Annotated in this window: 20 protein-coding genes; 11 read left to right on the top strand and 9 right to left on the bottom strand. The window is 45.3% G+C overall.

Annotated elements, in window-relative coordinates:
* The first annotated feature begins 19 nt into the window (after positions 1-19).
* The 3 genes from metE to QWZ01_RS03060 all read left to right on the top strand — a co-directional run bounded on the left by metE (position 20) and on the right by QWZ01_RS03060 (position 3,869).
* The gene (metE, locus tag QWZ01_RS03070) at positions 20-2,326 is read left to right on the top strand and encodes a 5-methyltetrahydropteroyltriglutamate--homocysteine S-methyltransferase (RefSeq protein WP_353959384.1); all 2,307 of its coding nucleotides are present in this window, start codon (positions 20-22) and stop codon (positions 2,324-2,326) included.
* A 57-nt stretch (positions 2,327-2,383) separates the two neighbouring features.
* Positions 2,384-3,385: a beta-ketoacyl-ACP synthase III gene (locus QWZ01_RS03065; protein ID WP_435404556.1), complete on the top strand. Its 1,002-nt coding sequence runs from the start codon at positions 2,384-2,386 to the stop codon at positions 3,383-3,385.
* A gap of 100 nt (positions 3,386-3,485) precedes the next feature.
* Entirely contained in the window at positions 3,486-3,869 is a 384-nt protein-coding gene (locus QWZ01_RS03060) for an acyl-CoA thioesterase (protein ID WP_290321756.1), read from the top strand.
* A 119-nt stretch (positions 3,870-3,988) separates the two neighbouring features.
* Here the strand turns inward: QWZ01_RS03060 and QWZ01_RS03055 are convergent, their stop codons facing one another.
* From QWZ01_RS03055 to QWZ01_RS03035, 5 genes are all read right to left on the bottom strand, one after another.
* Positions 3,989-4,849 carry a YitT family protein gene (locus tag QWZ01_RS03055; RefSeq protein WP_290321755.1) on the bottom strand — a complete coding sequence of 287 codons (861 nt, stop codon included), beginning with the start codon at positions 4,847-4,849 and terminating at the stop codon, positions 3,989-3,991.
* 174 nt (positions 4,850-5,023) lie between these two features.
* A complete protein-coding gene (locus tag QWZ01_RS03050; RefSeq protein WP_290321754.1) occupies positions 5,024-6,280 on the bottom strand; it encodes an aspartate kinase in 1,257 nt (418 codons plus the stop codon).
* Positions 6,281-7,084, bottom strand: a complete 804-nt coding sequence (locus tag QWZ01_RS03045) for a DUF3298 and DUF4163 domain-containing protein (protein ID WP_290321753.1) — start codon at positions 7,082-7,084, stop codon at positions 6,281-6,283.
* A 4-nt stretch (positions 7,085-7,088) separates the two neighbouring features.
* A complete protein-coding gene (locus QWZ01_RS03040) occupies positions 7,089-7,508 on the bottom strand; it encodes a GNAT family N-acetyltransferase (protein ID WP_290322079.1) in 420 nt (139 codons plus the stop codon).
* A gap of 244 nt (positions 7,509-7,752) precedes the next feature.
* A complete protein-coding gene (locus tag QWZ01_RS03035) occupies positions 7,753-8,439 on the bottom strand; it encodes a YggS family pyridoxal phosphate-dependent enzyme (protein WP_290321752.1) in 687 nt (228 codons plus the stop codon).
* 133 nt (positions 8,440-8,572) lie between these two features.
* Here QWZ01_RS03035 and QWZ01_RS03030 point away from each other — a divergent pair, with 133 nt between their 5' ends.
* The 4 genes from QWZ01_RS03030 (at position 8,573) to QWZ01_RS03015 (ending at position 13,166) form a co-directional block, all read left to right on the top strand.
* A complete protein-coding gene (locus QWZ01_RS03030) occupies positions 8,573-9,124 on the top strand; it encodes a DUF4296 domain-containing protein (protein ID WP_290321751.1) in 552 nt (183 codons plus the stop codon).
* Complete coding sequence (locus tag QWZ01_RS03025; RefSeq protein WP_290321750.1) at positions 9,105-11,468, top strand: endonuclease MutS2; 2,364 nt, start codon at positions 9,105-9,107, stop codon at positions 11,466-11,468. Before QWZ01_RS03030 ends, QWZ01_RS03025 begins: the two co-directional genes overlap by 20 nt.
* A gap of 196 nt (positions 11,469-11,664) precedes the next feature.
* Positions 11,665-12,027: a VOC family protein gene (locus QWZ01_RS03020; protein WP_290321748.1), complete on the top strand. Its 363-nt coding sequence runs from the start codon at positions 11,665-11,667 to the stop codon at positions 12,025-12,027.
* A 53-nt stretch (positions 12,028-12,080) separates the two neighbouring features.
* Entirely contained in the window at positions 12,081-13,166 is a 1,086-nt protein-coding gene (locus QWZ01_RS03015) for an SGNH/GDSL hydrolase family protein (protein ID WP_290321746.1), read from the top strand.
* A gap of 59 nt (positions 13,167-13,225) precedes the next feature.
* On the opposite strand, the gene QWZ01_RS03010 is transcribed toward QWZ01_RS03015, so the two are convergent.
* Positions 13,226-13,789, bottom strand: a complete 564-nt coding sequence (locus QWZ01_RS03010) for a hypothetical protein (RefSeq protein ID WP_290321744.1) — start codon at positions 13,787-13,789, stop codon at positions 13,226-13,228.
* Between the two features lie 216 nt (positions 13,790-14,005).
* Between QWZ01_RS03010 and QWZ01_RS03005 the strand changes: the two genes are divergently transcribed.
* Both QWZ01_RS03005 and QWZ01_RS03000 read left to right on the top strand, forming a co-directional pair.
* A complete protein-coding gene (locus tag QWZ01_RS03005; protein ID WP_290321743.1) occupies positions 14,006-14,704 on the top strand; it encodes a CoA transferase subunit A in 699 nt (232 codons plus the stop codon).
* Between the two features lie 526 nt (positions 14,705-15,230).
* Positions 15,231-15,887 carry a 3-oxoacid CoA-transferase subunit B gene (locus tag QWZ01_RS03000; RefSeq protein ID WP_290321742.1) on the top strand — a complete coding sequence of 219 codons (657 nt, stop codon included), beginning with the start codon at positions 15,231-15,233 and terminating at the stop codon, positions 15,885-15,887.
* A 222-nt stretch (positions 15,888-16,109) separates the two neighbouring features.
* Here the strand turns inward: QWZ01_RS03000 and QWZ01_RS02995 are convergent, their stop codons facing one another.
* Genes QWZ01_RS02995 through QWZ01_RS02985 form a run of 3 tightly spaced genes read right to left on the bottom strand, consistent with a single transcriptional unit; the run spans position 16,110 to position 18,552 of the window.
* On the bottom strand, positions 16,110-16,742 hold the full coding sequence (locus QWZ01_RS02995) for a uridine kinase family protein (protein WP_290321741.1): 633 nt from the start codon (positions 16,740-16,742) through the stop codon (positions 16,110-16,112).
* A complete protein-coding gene (locus tag QWZ01_RS02990; protein ID WP_290321740.1) occupies positions 16,735-17,766 on the bottom strand; it encodes a DPBB and LysM peptidoglycan-binding domain-containing protein in 1,032 nt (343 codons plus the stop codon). The genes QWZ01_RS02995 and QWZ01_RS02990 overlap by 8 nt, the downstream gene beginning before the upstream one ends.
* 21 nt (positions 17,767-17,787) lie before the next feature.
* Positions 17,788-18,552: a DUF4905 domain-containing protein gene (locus QWZ01_RS02985; RefSeq protein WP_290321739.1), complete on the bottom strand. Its 765-nt coding sequence runs from the start codon at positions 18,550-18,552 to the stop codon at positions 17,788-17,790.
* A 95-nt stretch (positions 18,553-18,647) separates the two neighbouring features.
* Here QWZ01_RS02985 and QWZ01_RS02980 point away from each other — a divergent pair, with 95 nt between their 5' ends.
* Entirely contained in the window at positions 18,648-19,127 is a 480-nt protein-coding gene (locus QWZ01_RS02980) for a Dps family protein (RefSeq protein ID WP_290321738.1), read from the top strand.
* A 395-nt stretch (positions 19,128-19,522) separates the two neighbouring features.
* Positions 19,523-20,353 carry a 5-dehydro-4-deoxy-D-glucuronate isomerase gene (gene kduI / locus QWZ01_RS02975; RefSeq protein WP_290321737.1) on the top strand — a complete coding sequence of 277 codons (831 nt, stop codon included), beginning with the start codon at positions 19,523-19,525 and terminating at the stop codon, positions 20,351-20,353.
* Positions 20,354-20,366 lie beyond the last annotated feature (13 nt).

The following is a 20,366-nucleotide window of genomic DNA, read 5'->3' as shown; positions in this document are numbered from 1 at the left end:
CCAAAAAAGTTTTATGCGTATGCTCAAAAACAATCTCGGGTACCCTCGTGTGGGCGCCCATCGTGAACTCAAAAAGGCCAGTGAACAGTACTGGGCGGGCAAAACTACCCGCGACGAGCTATTTGCCGTGGCCCGTAACCTCCGTATTGGTAACTGGCAAACCCAGTCGGCTGCCGGTATCGATCTTATCCCCTGTAACGATTTCAGCTTTTATGACCAGGTGCTGGATATGTCGTTACTGCTTGGTGTTATTCCCGAGCGTTACACACCCGTGTTAACGCAAAATAAGGCCAATAACGAAATTGACCTTTACTTTGCCATGGCCCGAGGCTATCAAAAAGATGGTTTGGATGTAACCGCCATGGAAATGACCAAGTGGTTTGATACCAACTACCATTACATTGTACCCGAATTTGTACAAAACCAGCAGTTTAAGCTATTCTCCGAAAAAGTATTTGAAGAGTTTAACCTCGCTAAACAACACATCAATGCTACACCAAAACCAGTGCTGATTGGCCCGGTAAGCTATCTTTTATTAGGTAAGGAAAAGCAGGCAAGTTTTAATAAGATTGATCTGATCAAAAAACTGGTACCTGTATACATTGAGGTGCTGAACAGGCTGAAGAATTACGGTGCCGAATGGGTGCAGATTGATGAACCTTTCCTGGCGCTTGATCTTACCCAGCAGGAAAAAGAAGCTTATGTATATGCCTATAAAGAGATCAGTAAAAACTGCCCGGGCATAAAACTGCTGCTTACCACTTATTTTGAAAGCCTGCAGGGTAACACGCAGCTGGCCGTAAACCTGCCGGTAAGTGCCCTGCATATTGATTTGGTGCGCGCACCGCAACAGTTAGATGAAGTGCTGGAGTTGCTGCCAACCGGGTTACGCCTCTCTTTAGGCGTGGTTGATGGCCGCAATATCTGGAAAAACGATTACATCAAATCCATATCGCACCTTAAAAAAGCCATTGCCGCACTTGGTGAGGATAGGGTGATGGTTGCGCCAAGTTGCTCTTTACTTCATACCCCGTTTGACCTCGATCTGGAAACCGGCATTAACCCGGAGATCAGGAACTGGATGGCCTTTGCCAAACAAAAACTGAACGAGGTTAATGAACTTGCTCAGATCATTAATGGCGATAATGCTTTGCTACAAGCTAATCTGCAGGCCATATCAAGCCGCAACCTGTCAAAACTCATTCACAAGCAGCAAATAAAACAACGCGCAGCTGCCATTACCGATGCCGATGCCCAGCGCGCGAGTGCTTTCGGCACGCGCCAGAAAATTCAGCAGCAACGTTTTCAGTTACCAATGTACCCTACAACTACCATAGGCTCGTTTCCGCAAACAGATGATATACGCTCGTTAAGGGCACGCTTAAAAAAAGGGGAGCTAAGCCCTGCGCAGTATGACGAACAGATTGAGAAGGCCACTATTGATGCCATACGCTGGCAGGAAGAGATTGGTCTTGATGTGCTTGTACATGGCGAATTTGAACGTAACGACATGGTTGAATACTTTGGCGAGCGTTTAGATGGTTTCCTGTTCACCAAAAACGGCTGGGTGCAAAGTTATGGCAGCCGCTGCGTAAAGCCGCCGGTAATTTATGGCGATGTGAGCCGCCCTGCGGATATGACCGTGCGCTGGAGCGCCTTTGCACAGGCTAATACGGATAAGCTGATGAAAGGCATGCTTACCGGCCCGGTAACGATACTGCAATGGTCGTTCGTGCGCGATGATCAGCCCCGGTCTGAAACTACTTACCAGATAGCCCTGGCCATCCGCGATGAGGTGGTAGCCCTGGAGCAGGCCGGTATTAAGGTTATTCAGATTGATGAGCCCGCCATACGCGAGGGTTTACCGCTGCGCAAAAAGGATTGGCAAGCCTACCTGAACTGGGCGGTGCGGGCGTTCCGCATATCGGCCAGCGGTGTGCGCGATGAAACACAGATCCACACGCACATGTGTTACAGCGAGTTTAATGATATTATTGGCAACATTGCCGATATGGATGCCGATGTGATCACGATTGAGACTTCGCGATCGCAAATGGAGCTGCTGGCGGCCTTTGCCGATTTTAAATATCCGAACGAAATTGGCCCCGGAGTTTATGATATTCACTCGCCGCGTGTACCCACCGTTGATGAAATGGTAAGCCTGATTGAAAAGGCCGCGATACTGCTGCCGGCGGGTAATTTATGGGTTAATCCCGACTGTGGTTTAAAGACCCGGAAATGGCCCGAAACCCGAACCGCGTTGATAAATATGGTGAGTGCTGCAAAACAACTTCGTCAGTTAGTTGTAGAAACAACAGTTTCCTGACGCTTAAAACAGGCAATTTCCGTATAATTGCCTGTTTTTTGTAGAATTTTAGTATTTATGAGATTAATGAGTAGCGCAGTTATAACGGGTATAGGTGGTTATGTTCCAGATAGTATCCTGAGTAACAGTGATTTAGAGAAAATGGTTGACACCAACAGTGAATGGATAGTATCAAGAACGGGAATTAAGGAAAGAAGAATTTTAACCGATAAATCTCTTGCTACTTCTGACATGGCAACCTTTGCTGTAAAAAATTTACTTGAAAGTGCTAAAGTTTCTGCAGAAGAAATTGATTGCGTTATCGTAGCCACTTCAACCCCCGATCATTTACTGTTATCAACCGCCAGTATGGTTTGCGATAAGGCTGGTTTAACCAATGCCTGGGCAACCGATGTTAACGCTGCCTGCAGTGGTTTTTTATATGCCTATACTTTGGGCTCCAGCTTAATTGAGGGTGGCCGTTATAAAAAGGTTATTGTTATTGGTGCCGATCAAAACAGCGCTATCATTAATTATAAAGACCGCAATACCTGTATACTTTTTGGCGATGGCGCAGGGGCTGTGTTAATTGAACCCGCTACCGATGGTACCGGTTTAGTTGACAGTGTTTTCAGAACCGAAGGCAAGGGTCGTGAACATTTAATGGTTCCTGCGGGTGGTTCAAAAATTCCGGCTACAGCCGAAAGCGTTGCTGCCAATAAGCACTACATTCACCAGGATGGCCGGGTAGTTTTTAAAGCTGCCATTAACGGAATGACCGATACCTGCAAAGCTATATTGGAACGCAATAACCTTACCATTAATGATATTGACTGGCTGATACCGCACCAGGCCAATTACCGCATTATACATGCCGTTGGTGATCATTTAGGCTTGCCTGCCGACCGCGTAAAAATAAATATCGACCGTTACGGAAATACTACCGCAGCTACCATACCACTTTGCCTTTGGGATTTTAAAAACGACTTTAAAGAGAACGATAACATGATACTGACCGCCTTCGGCGCTGGTTTTTCATGGGGCGCTTCCCTGCTTAAATGGGGCAAGCTGAGAGGGTAAACCTCACCCAACCCTCCCCGGTAGGAAGGGCTTTATAAAGCAATATTTTAAACTTGAAAATTGAAGTCTCCCCTTCCGGGGGAGATTTAGAGGGGGTTTCATGACCACAGAAGAAAGAATAAAAACATCCGAAACACGGATCTTTAAAACCGTGTTCCCTAATAATACCAATCATTACGATACGCTGTTTGGCGGTTCGGCCATGGCTATGATGGATGAGGTGGCCTTTATTGCCGCTACCCGTTTCACCCGCAAAAGGATGGTAACGGTATCGTCAGACAGGATCGACTTTAAAAAATCCATCCCAGCCGGTACTATCATCGAGCTTATTGGCACTGTATCACACATCGGCAACACCAGCTTAAAGGTACAGGTTGAAATTTATATCGAAGAAATGTACTCCTTTGTACGTGAAAAGGCCATCACCGGCACATTCACCTTTGTAGCCATTGATGAACACAAACACCCGATAGGAGTTTTATAGCCGAAATGTTAAGAATATTGTCATTGCGAGCGTAGCGTGGCAATCGCACGGAAGCAGAGAGAATTGCATAGTTCGCGATTGCTTCGTTCCTCGCAATGACAAATTTGTCCAATAATCTCTTAATGCAGCCCCTTGCGTTTCAGCAAACCACCGGTAGTATCATCAATACTTTGTTGTACAATGAATGCCTTAGGATCAATACCCAGGATGGTTTGTTTTAGTGACGGTATCTCCAAACGGGTTGCCACAGTGAATACAATATCCCGAGGATCATTAATATGACCATCCTTACCATAGCCGCTTTTACCCTGGTAAATGGTAACACCACGGCCCAGGGTTTCGGTAATGGCCTTGCGGATAGCCTCGCTGTGGGTTGAGATAACTGTGATACCCGAATACTGCTCAATACCGTTCAAAATAAAGTCGATCATTTTGGCGGCAGCCATATAGGTAAGTATAGAGTACATGGCCGGCTCAACACCCAGGAAAAAGGCAGCCATGCTGAATATCAATACATTCAGGATCAGGATAAAATCGCTTACTTTAAGTATCTGTGTTTTTTTGCTCACCAGTACAGCGGCAATTTCGGTACCATCAATAACAGCGCCGCCGCGCATGGCCAGTCCGCTGCCTGTGCCAATGAATACGCCGCCGAATACAGCGGTAAGCAGCTTATCATGCGTAACATCAGGGAAATGAACAACAGCAACGGTTACCGATAGCAACCCGATAGCGAGAGTACTTTTAATGGCAAACTGCAGGCCCAGTTTCTTATAACCCAACCACAGGAACGGTACATTGATGATAAAGATGAGTAACGATATAGCCACATTACTGATATCTGAAACCAGCATGGCTACACCTGTGGCCCCACCATCAATAAAATGGCTCGACAATAAAAAACCTTTCAATCCAAACCCGGCAGATAAGATCCCGAGTCCGATGGTTATGAATTCTTTTACTGTTTTTATTACGTTCATCCCCAAATATAGCAGATTAGGGCTAAAGCGGGGAATAGAAAGGTGGTTTATTGAAAAATGGGCCTGTCAGTCTGAGCTTGTCGAAGACTCGTGCGAAGTGGCCTGCCCACCATGCTTCGACAAGCTCAGCATGACAGCCCGTTTTTGTGATAGTTACTTGTTGTTCCTTTATCCCTACTTCACCACCACTTGCGCGGTATTCCTGCTGATCTGTTCAAGCAGTACGGTTTTGCCGGCTGTTAGTTTTTTTAGTTCACCATCTGCGTGGTGCCTGATGGTGATGAGCGTGAGGCCGGTATTATATTTTACCTTGAAATCCTGTTGAAGACTGTTGAGCAGTTTTTCAAAACGGTCCTCATAAAAGTCAAAACAAACCGAAAAACTCAGGGCCGATGTTTGCATTACGTTCACCTTTACCTGGCTTTGTGCAAACAGTTTAAAAATATCGCTCAGGTGATCTTCCGTAATAAATGAATAATCTTTTGATGATACCGACAGCAGCACCTGGTTCTGTTTCATGATGATCACCGGTTTTTCAAAGCGGTTTACACCATCTTCTTTAATAATGGTACCACTGGCCGATGGATCGGTAAAGGGCTTAACCAGCAGCGGAATATTGGCATTTTGCAGCGGCTTAATAGTTTTAGGGTGAATAACGCTGGCACCGTAATAGGTCATCTCGATGGCTTCAGAGTATGATAGCTCATCAAACTTTACGGTATCGGCAAAAAACTTAGGATCGGCGTTGAGTATGCCCGGAACATCCTTCCAGGTAGTAACCGATTCGGCACCCAAACAGGAAGCGAATATGGACGCTGTATAATCAGAACCCTCACGGCCAAGTGTTGTGGTAAAGTTTTCAGATGTGCCGCCCATGAACCCCTGTGTTATAACCGCGCCTTTTTCAAGCAGGGCAGGGATATCCTTGTTGATGCTGGCCCGGGTTTTATCCCACTGAACCACGCCTTCACGGTAGGTATTATCGGTATGGATATAGCCGCGTACATCAACCCATTGGTTTTTTACGCCCTCTTTGGCAAGGTAAGCACTCACAATGCGGGTTGATACCAGTTCGCCGATGGATACCAGCTGATCGTAAATAAAGTCGTAATCGTCATGCGGTTCGTCCTCAATCATCCAGTCAATTTCTACAAAGGTGTTGGCTATCTCATCAAAAACCGGGTGATTGGGTTCAAACAATTCATGCAGAATATCAAAATGGTATTGTTTTATACCATCATAAATAAGGTGCATATTATCGGTTTGGTCAACATAGGCACGGGTGAGGGTTTCCAGCGCGTTGGTGGTTTTGCCCATGGCCGATACCACGATAAGCAGTTGATTGCCGGTATATTTTTTAACAACACTGGCCAGGTTAATGATACCACTGGCATCCTTAACCGATGCGCCTCCGAATTTAAAAACAAGCATTTATTTAGTGTATTTGGCCACAACCGTATTTGGCCGCAGTAATGATTTTATAGGTGAATAGGGGATAACCAGTGCCGTGATACCGGCTGCGTAAGGTTTAATTTCGTACTGATTGTAAACAAATTTAAGCCCCGTTGGCGTAACCGAAAAGTTATCATTCAGGGCAAATTTATTATCCTTGAAAAAATAATCCCTGGCCAGCGATGCCGTATCGCTCAGCTTTTCTGATTTTCTGAATAATTTTTCGGCAATAGCTGTGAGCTGGTCATGATAACCGGGCTTAAACAGGTCATCCATGGTGATACTTTTATTGGCCTTAGTATCCCAGTTAATAAAAAACGTGGCCGACGCGCCATGCGCCCCGCCCTGGAATGTGTAACCGCCAACGCCCAACGATGCAAGGCTGGAATCCTGCACCAGTACGGTGGCATACATATCAAGGTCAAAATACATGGCCGACCGCGGATCGGTTTTTTTAAAATCGGTGTATGATTTTAAAAAGTTTTTTGTCATAAGATCTATGCTGCTATCGGGCTTACCATTCATGGCAAACAAGCTGGTGAGCTTACGTACAACAGAATCGTTCAGCTTTTTTTGCCCGGCAAAAACCGGGTATTTTATTTTAACCACCGTACAGCCGCTATCAGGTTTATTGCCGCAGTCGGCCGCGCGTTCATGCACACTTTTGTAGGTGTAGGCAAGCGTATCGGGTTCGGCTTCGGCGGCTTTTTTAGGCACGCCCCACTGGCACGATGCAAGCACGAAACTTGAGGCAATAAAACAAATGAGGCAGATGGTTTTCATAGTTTTAGTAATTTAAAAGCTGTTCTTTTGATAGCGAGGCGTTGAGCCATCCCGGTTCAATATTGGCTTCGTATTTTTTATAAAAGTTAAGGGCAGGCTCGTTCCAGTCAAGCACCTGCCACACCATGCCGCTGTAACCCAGGTCGCGGGCTTCGGCAATAAGCCGGTTAAATAGCAGTTTGCCCAGGCCCTTGCCGCGATATTCTTCGGTCACGATCAGGTCTTCAAGGTATAAACGACAGCCTTTCCAGGTAGAGTAGCGGATGTAATAAATAGCAAAGCCGGCAATTTGCCCGTCAATTTCGGCAACAAAGGCTTTCCAAACAGGTTTAGGCCCAAAACCGGCATCCTCAAAGGCCTCAAGAGTAACGGTAACCTCTTCGGGTGCTTTTTCATAAAGTGCAAGCTCGTGCACCAGTTCCATTAAACGCGGGCAATCTTCCCGACGGGCAACACGGAGCCCCCCAACCCCCTGAAGGGGGATTTGGCCCCTCCCGTCCCCTAAAGGGGATGCTTGATCTTGAAGGGAAGTGTTATTTATATTATCCATTCTATGTATTAAATTCTAAAAACTAAATTCTAACTAAATCCGAAATCAATCAAGCACTAAGCACTGGCGACCTCTCACTCCACACCTCACACTCCGCACCGGCACCTCCACACCAACATTAATTATTTTTCCAGTGCTTGATTACTCTGCTGCCAAATATGGTGCTGCCTACGCGTACCATGGTGCTGCCTTGTTCAATTGCCAGCTTATAATCTGACGACATACCCATCGATAGCGTATCAAAAGTATCTATCTTCCTGAAATAGCTTTGCTTAATGCCATCAAAAAATGTCTTCAGCTCGTAATATTCTTCTTTGATCTGCTTTTCGTTATCGGTATTGGTGGCAATACCCATTAAACCGCGGATGCGCACGTTATTAAAGGTCACAAACTCGTCTGACCGAAGCAGCTCAATGGCTTCATCAAAGCCCAGCCCGTATTTAGTTTCCTCATCGGCAATGTAAATCTGCAGCAGGCAATCAATGATGCGCCCCGCTTTTTCGGCATGTTTGTTTATCTCGTGCAGCAGTTTAAGGCTATCAACAGATTGTATCATGCTTACAAAAGGCGCAATATATTTTACCTTATTGGTTTGCAGGTGCCCTATCAGGTGCCACTCAATATCTTTGGGTAACTGCTCATATTTATCAACCATCTCCTGCACGGTATTTTCGCCAAACAGGCGCTGACCGGCATCATAGGCTTCCTGAAGATCGGCTGCGGGTTTTGTTTTTGACACAGCCAATAAAGTTACCTTTGGGCCCGTTTCTACTTTTAAACTTTTGATATTATCTGCAATGCTCATTTATCCGTAAATTTGTTGTTGTAAAACCTCACCCTGCCCTCTCCAAAGGAGAGGGTTCAAAATAATAATTTAAAGTCCTCTCCTTTGGAGAGGATTTAGGAGAGGTCAAATTAATTAGCCGCTAAATTACAGAATGCATAAATATTTAATCTTGTTTTTTTCAGTAACACTTTTTTGGTGCTCCTGTAAAAGCGATACGGTACCGGGCGATATTATTCAGCCCAAAGTTATGGCCGGTTTACTGACCGAAATACACCTGATAGATGGCCGCCTGTACAATACCAGCCAGGTTCCCGATACCATTTATAAATACGGTATGGGTAACTATCTGGCCGCGTTTGAAAGGTTCCATACCGATTCGGCCGCGTTCAGAAAAAGCATGAATTATTATGCTGCCGATCCTGAAAAAATCTCGGCTATATATGATGATGTGGATAACCGTGTAAAGGCCCTGTCAGATTCTGTTAACCTTGAACAGGCCAAAGTACGCAAGGCCATGATGAAGGCCGATTCCATAAAAGCCGTGCACACGGCCGATTCTATTAAAAAAGCACAAAAGAAACCTGCTGCCCTCAGGAAAGCAGATTCGCTGAAAAAAGTGCTTGAAACAAAGACCCTGCAACGGGTTGATTCTTTAAAAAAGTTAAAAAAACAAAAACGTTCTGATGCTTTACCCAAAAAATAGTGTTGATAAGCTGGGGTTTACCGAGGTAAAAGAATTAATAAAAGCGCATTGCCTGAGCGAAATGGGTCAGCAGATGGTTGACAAGATTCAGGTGATGAGCAATTATGATCAGATATCAAAATTTTTGAGCCAGGCCAACGAGTTCAAAAATATACTGGTAAATGATGCCGCCTTACCCATTCATCACTTTTTCGATATAAAATCCTTAGCCAATAAAGCCCGTATTGAGGGCGTATTTTTATCTGAGGAGGAATTTTACCAGGTGCAGGCCTCCCTGCAAACCGTGTTTGCCGTAATTGCTTACTTTAGTGAGCGCGAAGGCTTATACCCTAACCTGGAGGCCTTGTTTGAGCACCTGCCTATTGAAAAGGCCATCCTGAAAAAAATTGATGCCGTTATTGATCCAAAGGGAAAAATAAGGCCCAACGCCTCGCGCGAGCTCAATGAAATTACCATGGGCATTGCCAAGGCCGAGCAGGAGGCCCGCAAAAAGATAGACCAGATATTTAAGGCCGCATCAGGCAACGGGTGGACGGCCGATGGCTCGCTCACCGTGCGCGATGGCCGCTTGTGTATCCCTTTACTGGCCGAAAATAAGCGTAAGCTGAAAGGTTTTATTCATGACGAATCGGCATCGGGCCAAACCGTTTATATGGAACCCGAGGAGGTATTTACCCTCAACAACCGTGTACGCGATTTGGAGTTTGAGCGCCGCCGCGAAATTGTTAAGATCCTGACCGCCTTAACTGATGAATTAAGGCCCTATACGCCGCTGTTGTTATCCTACCATGGCCTGCTCACCAAACTTGATTTTGTGCGCGCCAAGGCTCTGTTTGCAATTGATATTGAGGCCGAAATGCCGCAGGTGGTTAACGAGGCCCGGTTAAAACTGTACAACGCCCGCCATCCGCTGTTGTTCCTGAATTTTATGGCCGAGCAGAAAACCGTGGTGCCACTGAATGTGCATATTGACGAGGGTACACGCATTATCGTGGTATCGGGCCCTAACGCGGGTGGTAAATCGGTATGTATGAAAACCGTTGGCTTGCTGCAAATGATGGTGCAGGCCGGTTTACTGATACCTGCTGCCGAGGCCAGTGTGGTAGGGGTGTTTAAGCAGTTGTTTGTTGATATAGGCGATGACCAGTCAATAGAGAGTGACCTGAGTACCTATAGCGCCCACCTGAGCAAGATGAAAGCCTTTGTGGAGGATGCCAACGGTAAAACCCTGATACTGATTGATGAGTTTGGTACCGGTACCGACCCGCAGTTTGGCGGCCCCATTGCCGAAGCTGTGCTGGAATCGCTGAATCATAAAAAGGTGCGCGGAATGGTAACTACGCACTACTCTAACCTTAAAATATTTGCCAGCAATACGGAGGGTATCGAAAATGCATCAATGCTGTTCAATAACGTAGAGATGAAACCGCTTTACCAGTTAGAGATTGGTAAACCCGGCAGTTCATACGCCTTTGAAATAGCACAAAAGATAGGTTTGCCTCAAAATGTGCTTAACCTGGCCAAAAATAAAATAAGCGAGGGTCAGAAAAAGGTAGATACCCTGCTGGTTGACCTGGAACGTGAAAAACGGGAGATATTTGAAACCAAGCAGAAGCTTGACAGGCAACAACGCAAGGTAAACGAGCTGCAGGCAGAGAACGAAAAGCTGAAAAGCTACCTCGATGAAAATAAAAAGGTACTGATAAAAGAAGCCAAGGATCAGGCTAAGAACATTATCCTGAATGCCAATAAGCTGGTTGAAAATACCATATCTGAAATTAAAAGCAGCAATGCCGATAAGGAAGTTACCCGCACCCTGCGCGAGAACCTGAATACCGAGCTTAAAAAGAATACCGTTAAGGTTGAACCTCCAAAACCTAACCCGGCTGCCGATGAGGAACTGAAACCGGGCGATTGGGTAAAACTCACTGATTCGGAAACTACCGGGCAGGTGATTGAGCTGATTAAGGATAACGTGGTAATAGCCATTGGCGATCTGCGTACCGTGGCCAAAAAGAAACGGGTGGTTAAGGTTTCCAAATCATCGGTGCCGAAGGATATCCGCAGAAGCTTTAATTCGCATACCAATGATCTGGCAAGTTTTAGTCCGGAGATTGATGTGCGTGGTATGCGTACCGAAGATGCCCTGCACGCCATTGAAAAACTGTTTGACCGCGCCCTGATGATGGGCTTCAACAACCTCAAGATTATTCATGGTAAAGGCGATGGCATTTTGCGCAAAATGATACGCCAGTACCTCAAAAAATATGACCAGGTTGACAGGCTGGAAGACGAACATGCAGATAGGGGAGGCGATGGTATAACTTATGCATATTTAAAGTAAATTAGTTTTTTGAGAGTATGGATTGGTGGAGCAAGGAGCAAGGACTTTTCAGAGCAGGGATTTTTGAGGAGCAAAGAGCAAGGATTTAATGGAGGCCACCTTCTAAATCCTTGAGTTATAATCTAAAATCCTTACTCCTTCAGTCCTTATTCCTTGCTCCCAAAGTCCTTGCTTCACCAATCCTTAATCCAAAAAAATGAGTTTAAAAAGTATTTCGCCCATGTTGTATACCCTCCGGGTTAAAGAAAGTGTTGATTTTTACATCAATAACCTGGGTTTTACCTGCATTGGCTTTGATGAAGACTGGGGCTGGGCTACCGTAAGCCGCGATGATATTGAGATCATGCTGGCTATTCCGAATCAGCATGAAACCTTTACGGTACCTAAGTTTACCGGTTCTTTTTACATCCGCACCAGTAATGTGGATGCCATATGGAACGAGTTGAAAGAGAAGGCCGTGATATATTACCCTATTGAAGATTTTCAGTACGGCATGCGCGAGTTCGCTGTTTTTGACAACAATGCCTATGTGCTGCAATTTGGGATGCCTATTGAATAAAGAATATATTGTATTAAAATAAGTTTTATAATTTTAAACCTTTACCTATTACAATGCGCAAAATTCATCTTATAGTTCTATTTCTCCTTTTTACAGGGGCTTTTACCAATTGCAATGCCCAAAGCGTTGTTTTAAAAAGCAAGGATCAGCACATCCGGTATACGGGCCGTATCAATAAAACCGATGAAGCCGCTGAACTTTACTGGACGGGCTCGTCCATCAAAATAAACTTTAACGGCACAGGTGCCTCGGCCTTATTGCAGGACGAGCGCGGCGATAATTATTATAATGTTATTGTAGATGGTAAGGTAATTAATATCCTGCATCTGGATAATACCCAAAAGGTTTATACCCTTGCCGAAGGTTTACCCGCCGGCGACCACAGTCTTGAACTATTTAAGCGCACAGAATGGGCCATGGGTAAAACCATTTTTTACCAGTTTATCCTGGCTAAGGGAGCTACAATTTTACCTGCCCCCGAGCCTAAAAAACGCAGGATCGAGTTTTTTGGTAACTCCATTACCTGTGGTATGGCCGATGAAGATACAACGGGAAAAGACAGGGGCACCGGGCCTTATGAAAACGGGTACCTCAGCTATGCGGCCATCACCGCCCGCCATTTTGATGCCGATTATGTATGTACCGCCAAAAGTGGTATTGGTGTGCTGGTGAGCTGGTTTCCGCTCATTATGCCCGAAATGTATAACCGGCTGGATCCAACCGATCCAAACAGCTTGTGGAATTTTTCAAGGTATACACCTCAGCTGGTGGTGATCAACCTTTTTCAGAACGATTCATGGATCATCACCAAGCCCGATAACGACCAGTTTAAAGAACGTTTTGGCAGTAAAGCACCAGGCGCCGACCAGATCATTAAAGCTTACCGCGACATGGTGAAGAACATCCGCAAAAAATATCCTGCGGCGCAAATAATTTGTATGCTGGGCAATATGGATGCTACTAAGGAAGGTTCGCCATGGCCGGGCTATATTGAAAAAGCCGTAGCCGAATTAAATGATAAAAGTATTTACACCCACTTTATACCTTTCAAGGGTACCAACGGTCATCCGAGCATTAAAGAACAACAAGCCATGGCCGATGACCTGATCGGCTTTATTGATAAGCAGATCAAGTGGTAAACCATTGAAGCTAATAAAACAAAACGCCCCGGCTGAATTAACAGCTGGGGCGTTTTGTCTTATTCACCTACCTTTTGCTGATCGGGTACCTCGTTAGGTCCCGGAATATTCGCTTGTTTATTATCGCCTTTGCCGTCATCATCTGCAGTTCCTTCACGATAGGGTTGCTGTGGATGAGGTTTCTGACCTGTTTTATCATCCTGGTTATCATCGTCGGGTTGCTCGTCCGATTGGCCGGTATGTGTAGTGGCATCCATCACCTGGCCGTAGTTTGATTGCCCGGCCTGGTTCGGGTCGGTAAAATTGCTGTTTTCAGGATGCTCTTCAGCTGGTTGCGTACGTCTGAAATACTCGTTGGTATCGCCCGCTGTTTGCGATGGGTTGGCCTCATCGTCGCCCGAAGGGGTAAGGTTATTCTTACCAAAGTTTTGGCCACCCATACCCTGACCTTCCATGCCGGGATCGTCCGGTTTTTTCATATCGTCTTTTGAGGTTAGAAAACCACGCTGAAGATCTTCTTCGGTCAAGTTATCATCATCGTCAACGCGGTAAGCGTTGGGTTTGCTGTTGGAATGTTCCGGATTATGATCATCATTCTGGAACTCATTATCTGATAGTGCCATTGTTTTTATATGTTGATGTATTAGTTATAATGCGTGAATTTTCTAATTGTTTCATATTATTAATTAGTAGGTAAAATTTGGATCGAAAATTAGAAGCAAGAATTGAGAGTCAAGAATAAGAAGGATTCAGAAAGGTAAATCTGATTGAATAATCTTATATCCTGATTCTTGACTCTTGATTCTTATATCTAAATTTGAAATAACCAATTATAACACATGAATAAAGTAGTTACTGACGCTGAAGAAGCTATCCGCGATATTCAGGATGGCATGACCTTGATGCTGGGTGGCTTTGGCCTGTGCGGGCTGCCCGAAAATTGTATAGCCGCTTTGGTTAAAAAAGGCACTAAACAATTAACCTGTATATCCAACAATGCCGGGGTTGATGATTTTGGCATCGGGCTGATGCTGAAACAACACCAGGTAAAAAAGATGATCTCTTCATACGTTGGTGAAAACGCCGAATTTGAACGCCAGCTGCTCACCGGCGAACTGGAGGTGGAGCTGCTGCCGCAGGGTACGCTGGCTACCCGCTGTATGGCTGCGGGCTATGGCATGCCCGCTATTTTTACCCCGGCGGGTGTGGGCACAGAAGTTGCCGAGGGCAAAGAGCTGCGCAACTTTAACGGAAAAGATTACCTGATGGAAATGGCCTTTGATGCCGACTTCGCCGTTGTAAAAGCCTGGAAGGGGGATACGATGGGCAACCTTGTGTACCGGTCAACAGCGCGCAATTTTAACCCGGTAATGGCCATGGCCGGTAAGGTGACCATTGCCGAGGTAGAGGAACTGGTGCAACCCGGCGAGCTTGACCCCGATCATATCCATACCCCCGGTATCTACGTACACCGTATTTTTCAGGGTAAGGATTACCAAAAACGCATTGAACAAAGAACGGTGAGGATGAAGGAATAAGGGTAGAAGGAGTAAAGACGAAGGACAAAGAATTGTAAAATGGAACGGCACGTGTCATTGCAATGTGCGAAAGCCTAACCCGGCCATCTCCAAAGAGTAATAACCAATGAAACGACAGAATTGTAGAATTTGCATGGCATACAGAAGACTCACCCGGTCTACGCTTCGCTGGACCACCCTCTCTTCGACTTCGGCGGAAAGAGGGGATGAAAAGGAAAATTGTCATTGCGAGGAGGCACGACGAAGCAATCGCGAACTACGCAGGTTTTATCTGCACAGTTCGCGATTGCCACGCTACGCTCGCAATGACAATTTTCCTAACCCTCTTTTCGGCGAAGTCGAAGAGAGGGTCGACAAGCGTAGCGATGTCTGGGTGAGTCTATAAACTAATGCAACTGCATCTTGGCGGGCTATTACTCTCCAAAGGGGGAGATTTAAACCGTTTTTTTAAGCCCTCTCCTTTGGAGAGGGTTGGGTGAGGCTTTCATAACTCTCAAAATGACACAGCTTATATAATATCAAAAACATGCTTGATAAAACAGGAATAGCAAAGCGCATAGCTAAAGAAATAAAAGACGGTTACTATGTTAACCTGGGTATTGGCATCCCAACGCTGGTGGCCAATTATATCCCTGAAACCATGGATGTGGTGCTACAGTCAGAAAACGGGTTGCTGGGTATGGGACCCTTTCCATTTGAAGGGGAGGAGGACCCGGATGTGATTAACGCAGGCAAGCAAACCATCACCATGCTACCCGGATCGGCTATATTTGATTCGGCGATGAGCTTTGGGATGATCAGGGCTAAAAAGGTTAACCTTACCATACTCGGTGCCATGGAGGTATCCGAGAACGGTGATATTGCCAATTGGAAAATTCCCGGTAAAATGGTAAAAGGTATGGGCGGTGCCATGGATCTGGTTGCCTCGGCCGAGAATATCATCGTGGCCATGCAGCACGTGAACAAGGCCGGCGAATCAAAGCTGCTGCCTAATTGTACCCTGCCGCTCACCGGCGTTCACTGCGTAAAAAAGATTGTGACCGAGCTTGGTGTATTTGATGTACTGCCCGAAGGCGGCTTTAAGCTGCTTGAACGCGCACCCGGCGTAAGTGTTGATGATATTAAAAAAGCTACCGCGGGTAAACTGATCGTTGAAGGGGAGATACCGGAAATTATTATTTAGATCATGGTTAATAGATCATAGTTGGTCTGGTGTCCGGAAGAAATAAAAAGGGTGTCATTTCGATGAACAGGCGGGGAGGGTGTATTGAGGTGAAGAGAAATCTTGTACACTCGTAAGTTCTTAGCGCAGAAGATTTCTCACCCTCTCCCAACTCGGGCCCTCTCATGAGGATTCGAAATGACAATTTTTATAAAAAAAAATCTTCCGAAGATCTATGATCCTTTAAAACAATTTCTTTTTCAACCCTGCTGATATTTCTTCGGTTACGGCTATGATATCCTGGGCTACGTGGCTGTTGTTGGTAATTACCCTGTCGCACTCATCTTTGTAGGGCAGCAGGTATTCTTTATAGGCCGGTACAACGTGGTTTATCCACTTGTACATCACATCATCGTGCGAGTAGCCGCGCTCTATCAGGTCGCGTTTAAGGCGTCGCTCCAGGGCAATGTCTTCATCGGCATCAATAAATACTTTCATGTCCAGCATATCGGCAATATCCCTGAAATGCAAAATGAACAAGCCTTCCACAATTAAAATGGGAGCCGGTTTTATCTCCAGCATTTTTGGTACAACGTTTGGATTGTTAAAAGTATACTCGGGCTTAATAATGGTTTCATTATTAAAGAGCCTGGTAATATCCTGCTGAAAATGTTCATGATCAATGGTAGCAGGCAGGTCAAAGTTGTACTCCCTGTTTTCCTCAGGCGTCATGTTATGAGCCACCGGAAAATAGTAGTCATCCTGCGAAACAAGGCATACCTCGCTGGCAGTAAAATGCTCCAGAAAACACTTCAAAAAAAAGGTTTTGCCAGATCCACTACCACCGGCAATCCCAATAATATACGGTTTATTCATTCGGGTTAGGGCTGCCGTAGCTAATGTTTACACGAACACGTTTATCCAAAGCGCCTAATGCGTCGGCGGTGTTTTTGGTCATCACAATAAGTACATCCTTGGTAGCCTCACTGTCGGTAAAGCGGCCAACAACCTTAGCGTAGGTAGTGTGGTTGTTCATCGGGTTGGTGATCTTGATCACGGTACCAATTGGGGCCGAGCGGTGTAATACCAGTTCTTTTTTAGGGTCAAGGCTGGTATCATCAATCCAGGTGGCTACGCCTGTTTCATTTTTCTCATACAGACCAAAGCGGTTTGCTTTAAGCTTATTGCCCGCGCTGTCAACCGTGGTTGAATCCTGGGTGGTAGTTACTACGGTAGCATCCTGTTTTACCACTGGTCTTTCCTCCGGCGGCATACCTGAGCGAACTTTGATCACCTGGCCAGGAGTTAGTGTACTTGAAGTTAAATTGTTCAGTTTGGTAATATCTTCCACAGAAGTACCAAAACGTTTTGCTATAGAGTATAAAGTTTCGCCTGCCGATACTTTGTACTGTTGTATATTATCCTGGTTAACAGGTTTTTCGGGTGTGGTATCGGCAGCTTGTGTGTTTGTATTTGCGGCGGCCTGTTGTACAGGTGCCTGGGTTTGCTGCTGTACTGCAGGCTGGGTAGTTTGCGGTTTTGGCTGCTGGGCTACCGGCTGCTGCGCTTGTTGTTTAGGCTGTGCTACAGGCGGTTGTACCTGTGGTTTGCTTTGTTGTACAGGTGGCTGGGTAGCGGCTGTAAATGATAGCTCGGTAGGTACTTTGATAACGGCGCCAATTTTTAACGGCGCGTTGTTGTTGAATTGCATAATGGCCTTAGGGCTTACATTATAGCGGCGGCCAACCGAGTAGTAGTTATCTTTCGGATCAAGTTTGTGCAATACCACCTTTTTGCCGTTCAGGTTTTCAACTCCAACTGAATCGGCTAATGGGTTTGCAAAAAGGGATATGGAAAGGGTTAGTAACGGTGAGATCAATAATAGAATCTTGAATTTCATAATGAGTTATAATACAGTAACTTATAAGTTTAAAACTATCAATGCTGATCGTTCTTTCAGGTAGATCAGGTTATTCTTATGTACTACAAACGCCTCAGGCTGCATTTTTTGTATATCGCTGTTTAACAAATCATGGTAAACAACTGCGCCTTCGTTGTTAATAATATATAGGTGCTGCTTTAGTTTTTCTTGAAAAAACGTGTGCAAAGATACAATTCTATAAGTATTGTATTCTATATAATGTACCGTATTTGTATAAGGTTGTTCGGGCAGTGATAAGCCCTGTAAAAGTAAGGCTGGGATAAGCGGTGCACTGATAATATAGCTGGGCGGGGGCAGGTCAATAACCGGTTCATAAGCCCTTAAATTGGTGCCGGTTTTCATATCGGCCAAAAATAATTTGCGGGGTTGTACCTGCGCGTTGTAAACAACAGGGCCGTTAACACTCAGGTGATCAAAGGCCAGGGTGTAGTTACTCCAAAGGGTGTTGCCCGTAACGGCGTCAACAGCTACAAGGCCTTTGTGTACCGGCCCAGTGGCCGATTCATAATGGTGCAGCAACAGTACGCCATTGTAAGCGGCTTCCATTCCGGTGAGCCAGCGTTCGGGCGTACTTACACCGGTAAAATTAACCTTTCCGGTAAGCAGGTTTACCGAGCCAAACGCGGTTTGTTTTTCCTGGGTGTCGCGTAATTCAACCAGTAAATTGCCGCTGGTATCGTCAATTTCCATACGCCAGATGGGCCAGTTAAATTGCTGGTTAATGAAAGGTTGTAGCTCTGTCATAAAGTGCACAAATATGAGTATTAAAATCAAATGTGGTTATATTTACCAAACATTGAGGCAAGCCCCTTGTTGTAAACTAAACTCACTATTTATATATGAACGCAAAAGAAATAAGCCTGGAAGAAGGTAAAGTAAAACCAGTTGTTGACCACTTGAACGATCTGTTGGCCAACTATCACATTTACTATCAAAAAGTACGCGGATGCCACTGGAATGTTAAAGGTCAGAACTTTTTTACCCTGCATGTAAAGTTTGAAGAACTGTACACCGCTGCCTTAACTACCATTGATGAACTTGCCGAAAGGATACTTACCCTGGGTAAACCGCCGTACAGCACTTTTAAAGATTATATTGAAACATCGCAAATTAAGGAGATACAAACCATTGGTTTAAAGGATACCAAAATGGTTAAGGCCATCATTGATGACCTGGCTGTTTTAATTGCCAAAGAACGTGAAATTATGGAAATTACCGCCAAAGCCGGTGATGATGGCAGTAATGATATGGTGAATGCATTTATGCAATTCAACGAAAAAAATACCTGGATGCTGCGTTCGTTTGTGAACGAGGACTAACTTTAGGTAACCAATTTTAAGAGCCGCGAATATTATGTTTGCGGCTTTTTTGTTGCCGTTAATCATAGGAATTGCATGGCATACAAAAGACTCACCCGGTCTGCACTTCGCTGGACCACCCTCTCTTCGCCTGTGGCGGAAAAAGGGTAGTGAAAATAGGTTAAGAAATTTTTCTCACCCTCTATGCGGCGAAGCCGGAGAGGGTCGACAAGCGTAGCGACGTCGGGGTGAGTAGATTAGTAGCCTGATTTTTCGCACTGTCTGCCTCTTTTATTTCTTCCGAACATTTATAACGGTAAATACATCAGCGCAAACGTTTACGTAGAATAAACCACCGAATACTTTTGATTTAAAAAAGATACATTGTAGACTTGCCTAACCAAATACACAAAGCCTTGAAAGTAATACATAGTGTACATCCCGAAGATTTTAAGAATTATCAAACAGCACAGATCAGGGAGCGGTTTTTAATTGACCACCTGGTGCAAACCGATAAACTCAACTGTACCTACACCCATTATGACCGCATGATAGTAGGTGCGGCGCATCCTATAAATCAAACAATCACGCTTGAAAACTATCCTAACCTGCGCGCGGAGTTTTTTCTGGAGCGCCGCGAAATAGGCATTATCAACGTGGCGGGCGATGGCGTGATTACTGCCGATGGGAAAAGCTTTGAGGTAAATAAGCTCGATTGCCTGTACATTGGCAAGGGGACAAAAAACGTAACATTTGCCAGCAAGAATAGCGCCAAACCGGCGGTTTTTTACCTGCTTTCGGCTCCGGCCCATGCGGTGTATCCAACCACGGTAATGACCAACGCCGATGCTGTCAAGGTACATACCGGTGCCAGCGAAACGGCCAATAAACGCACCATTAATAAATATATTCACCTGGAAGGTATAAAAAGCTGCCAGCTGGTAATGGGTTTAACTATACTGCACGAAGGCAGCGTGTGGAACACCATGCCTTCGCATGTGCACGACCGCCGCATGGAGGCTTATTTTTATTTTGACGTGCCGGCAGGTCAAAGAATATTTCATTACATGGGCGAGGGCCAGGAAACCCGCCATATCCTGATGGATAATTATGATGCCGTGGTATCGCCGCCTTGGAGCATACATTCGGGCAGCGGTACGGCCAGCTACAGCTTTATATGGGGCATGGCGGGCGAAAATCTTGACTATACCGATATGGACCCGATTGCCATTCCCGACATCAGATAATTCAATAGCTCAC

This window comes from Mucilaginibacter aquaedulcis, from assembly GCF_030409325.1.
Lineage (GTDB): Bacteria > Bacteroidota > Bacteroidia > Sphingobacteriales > Sphingobacteriaceae > Mucilaginibacter > Mucilaginibacter aquaedulcis.
The sequence above is the reverse complement of the archived record's forward strand: the minus strand, read 5'-3'. Positions and strand labels throughout refer to the sequence as shown.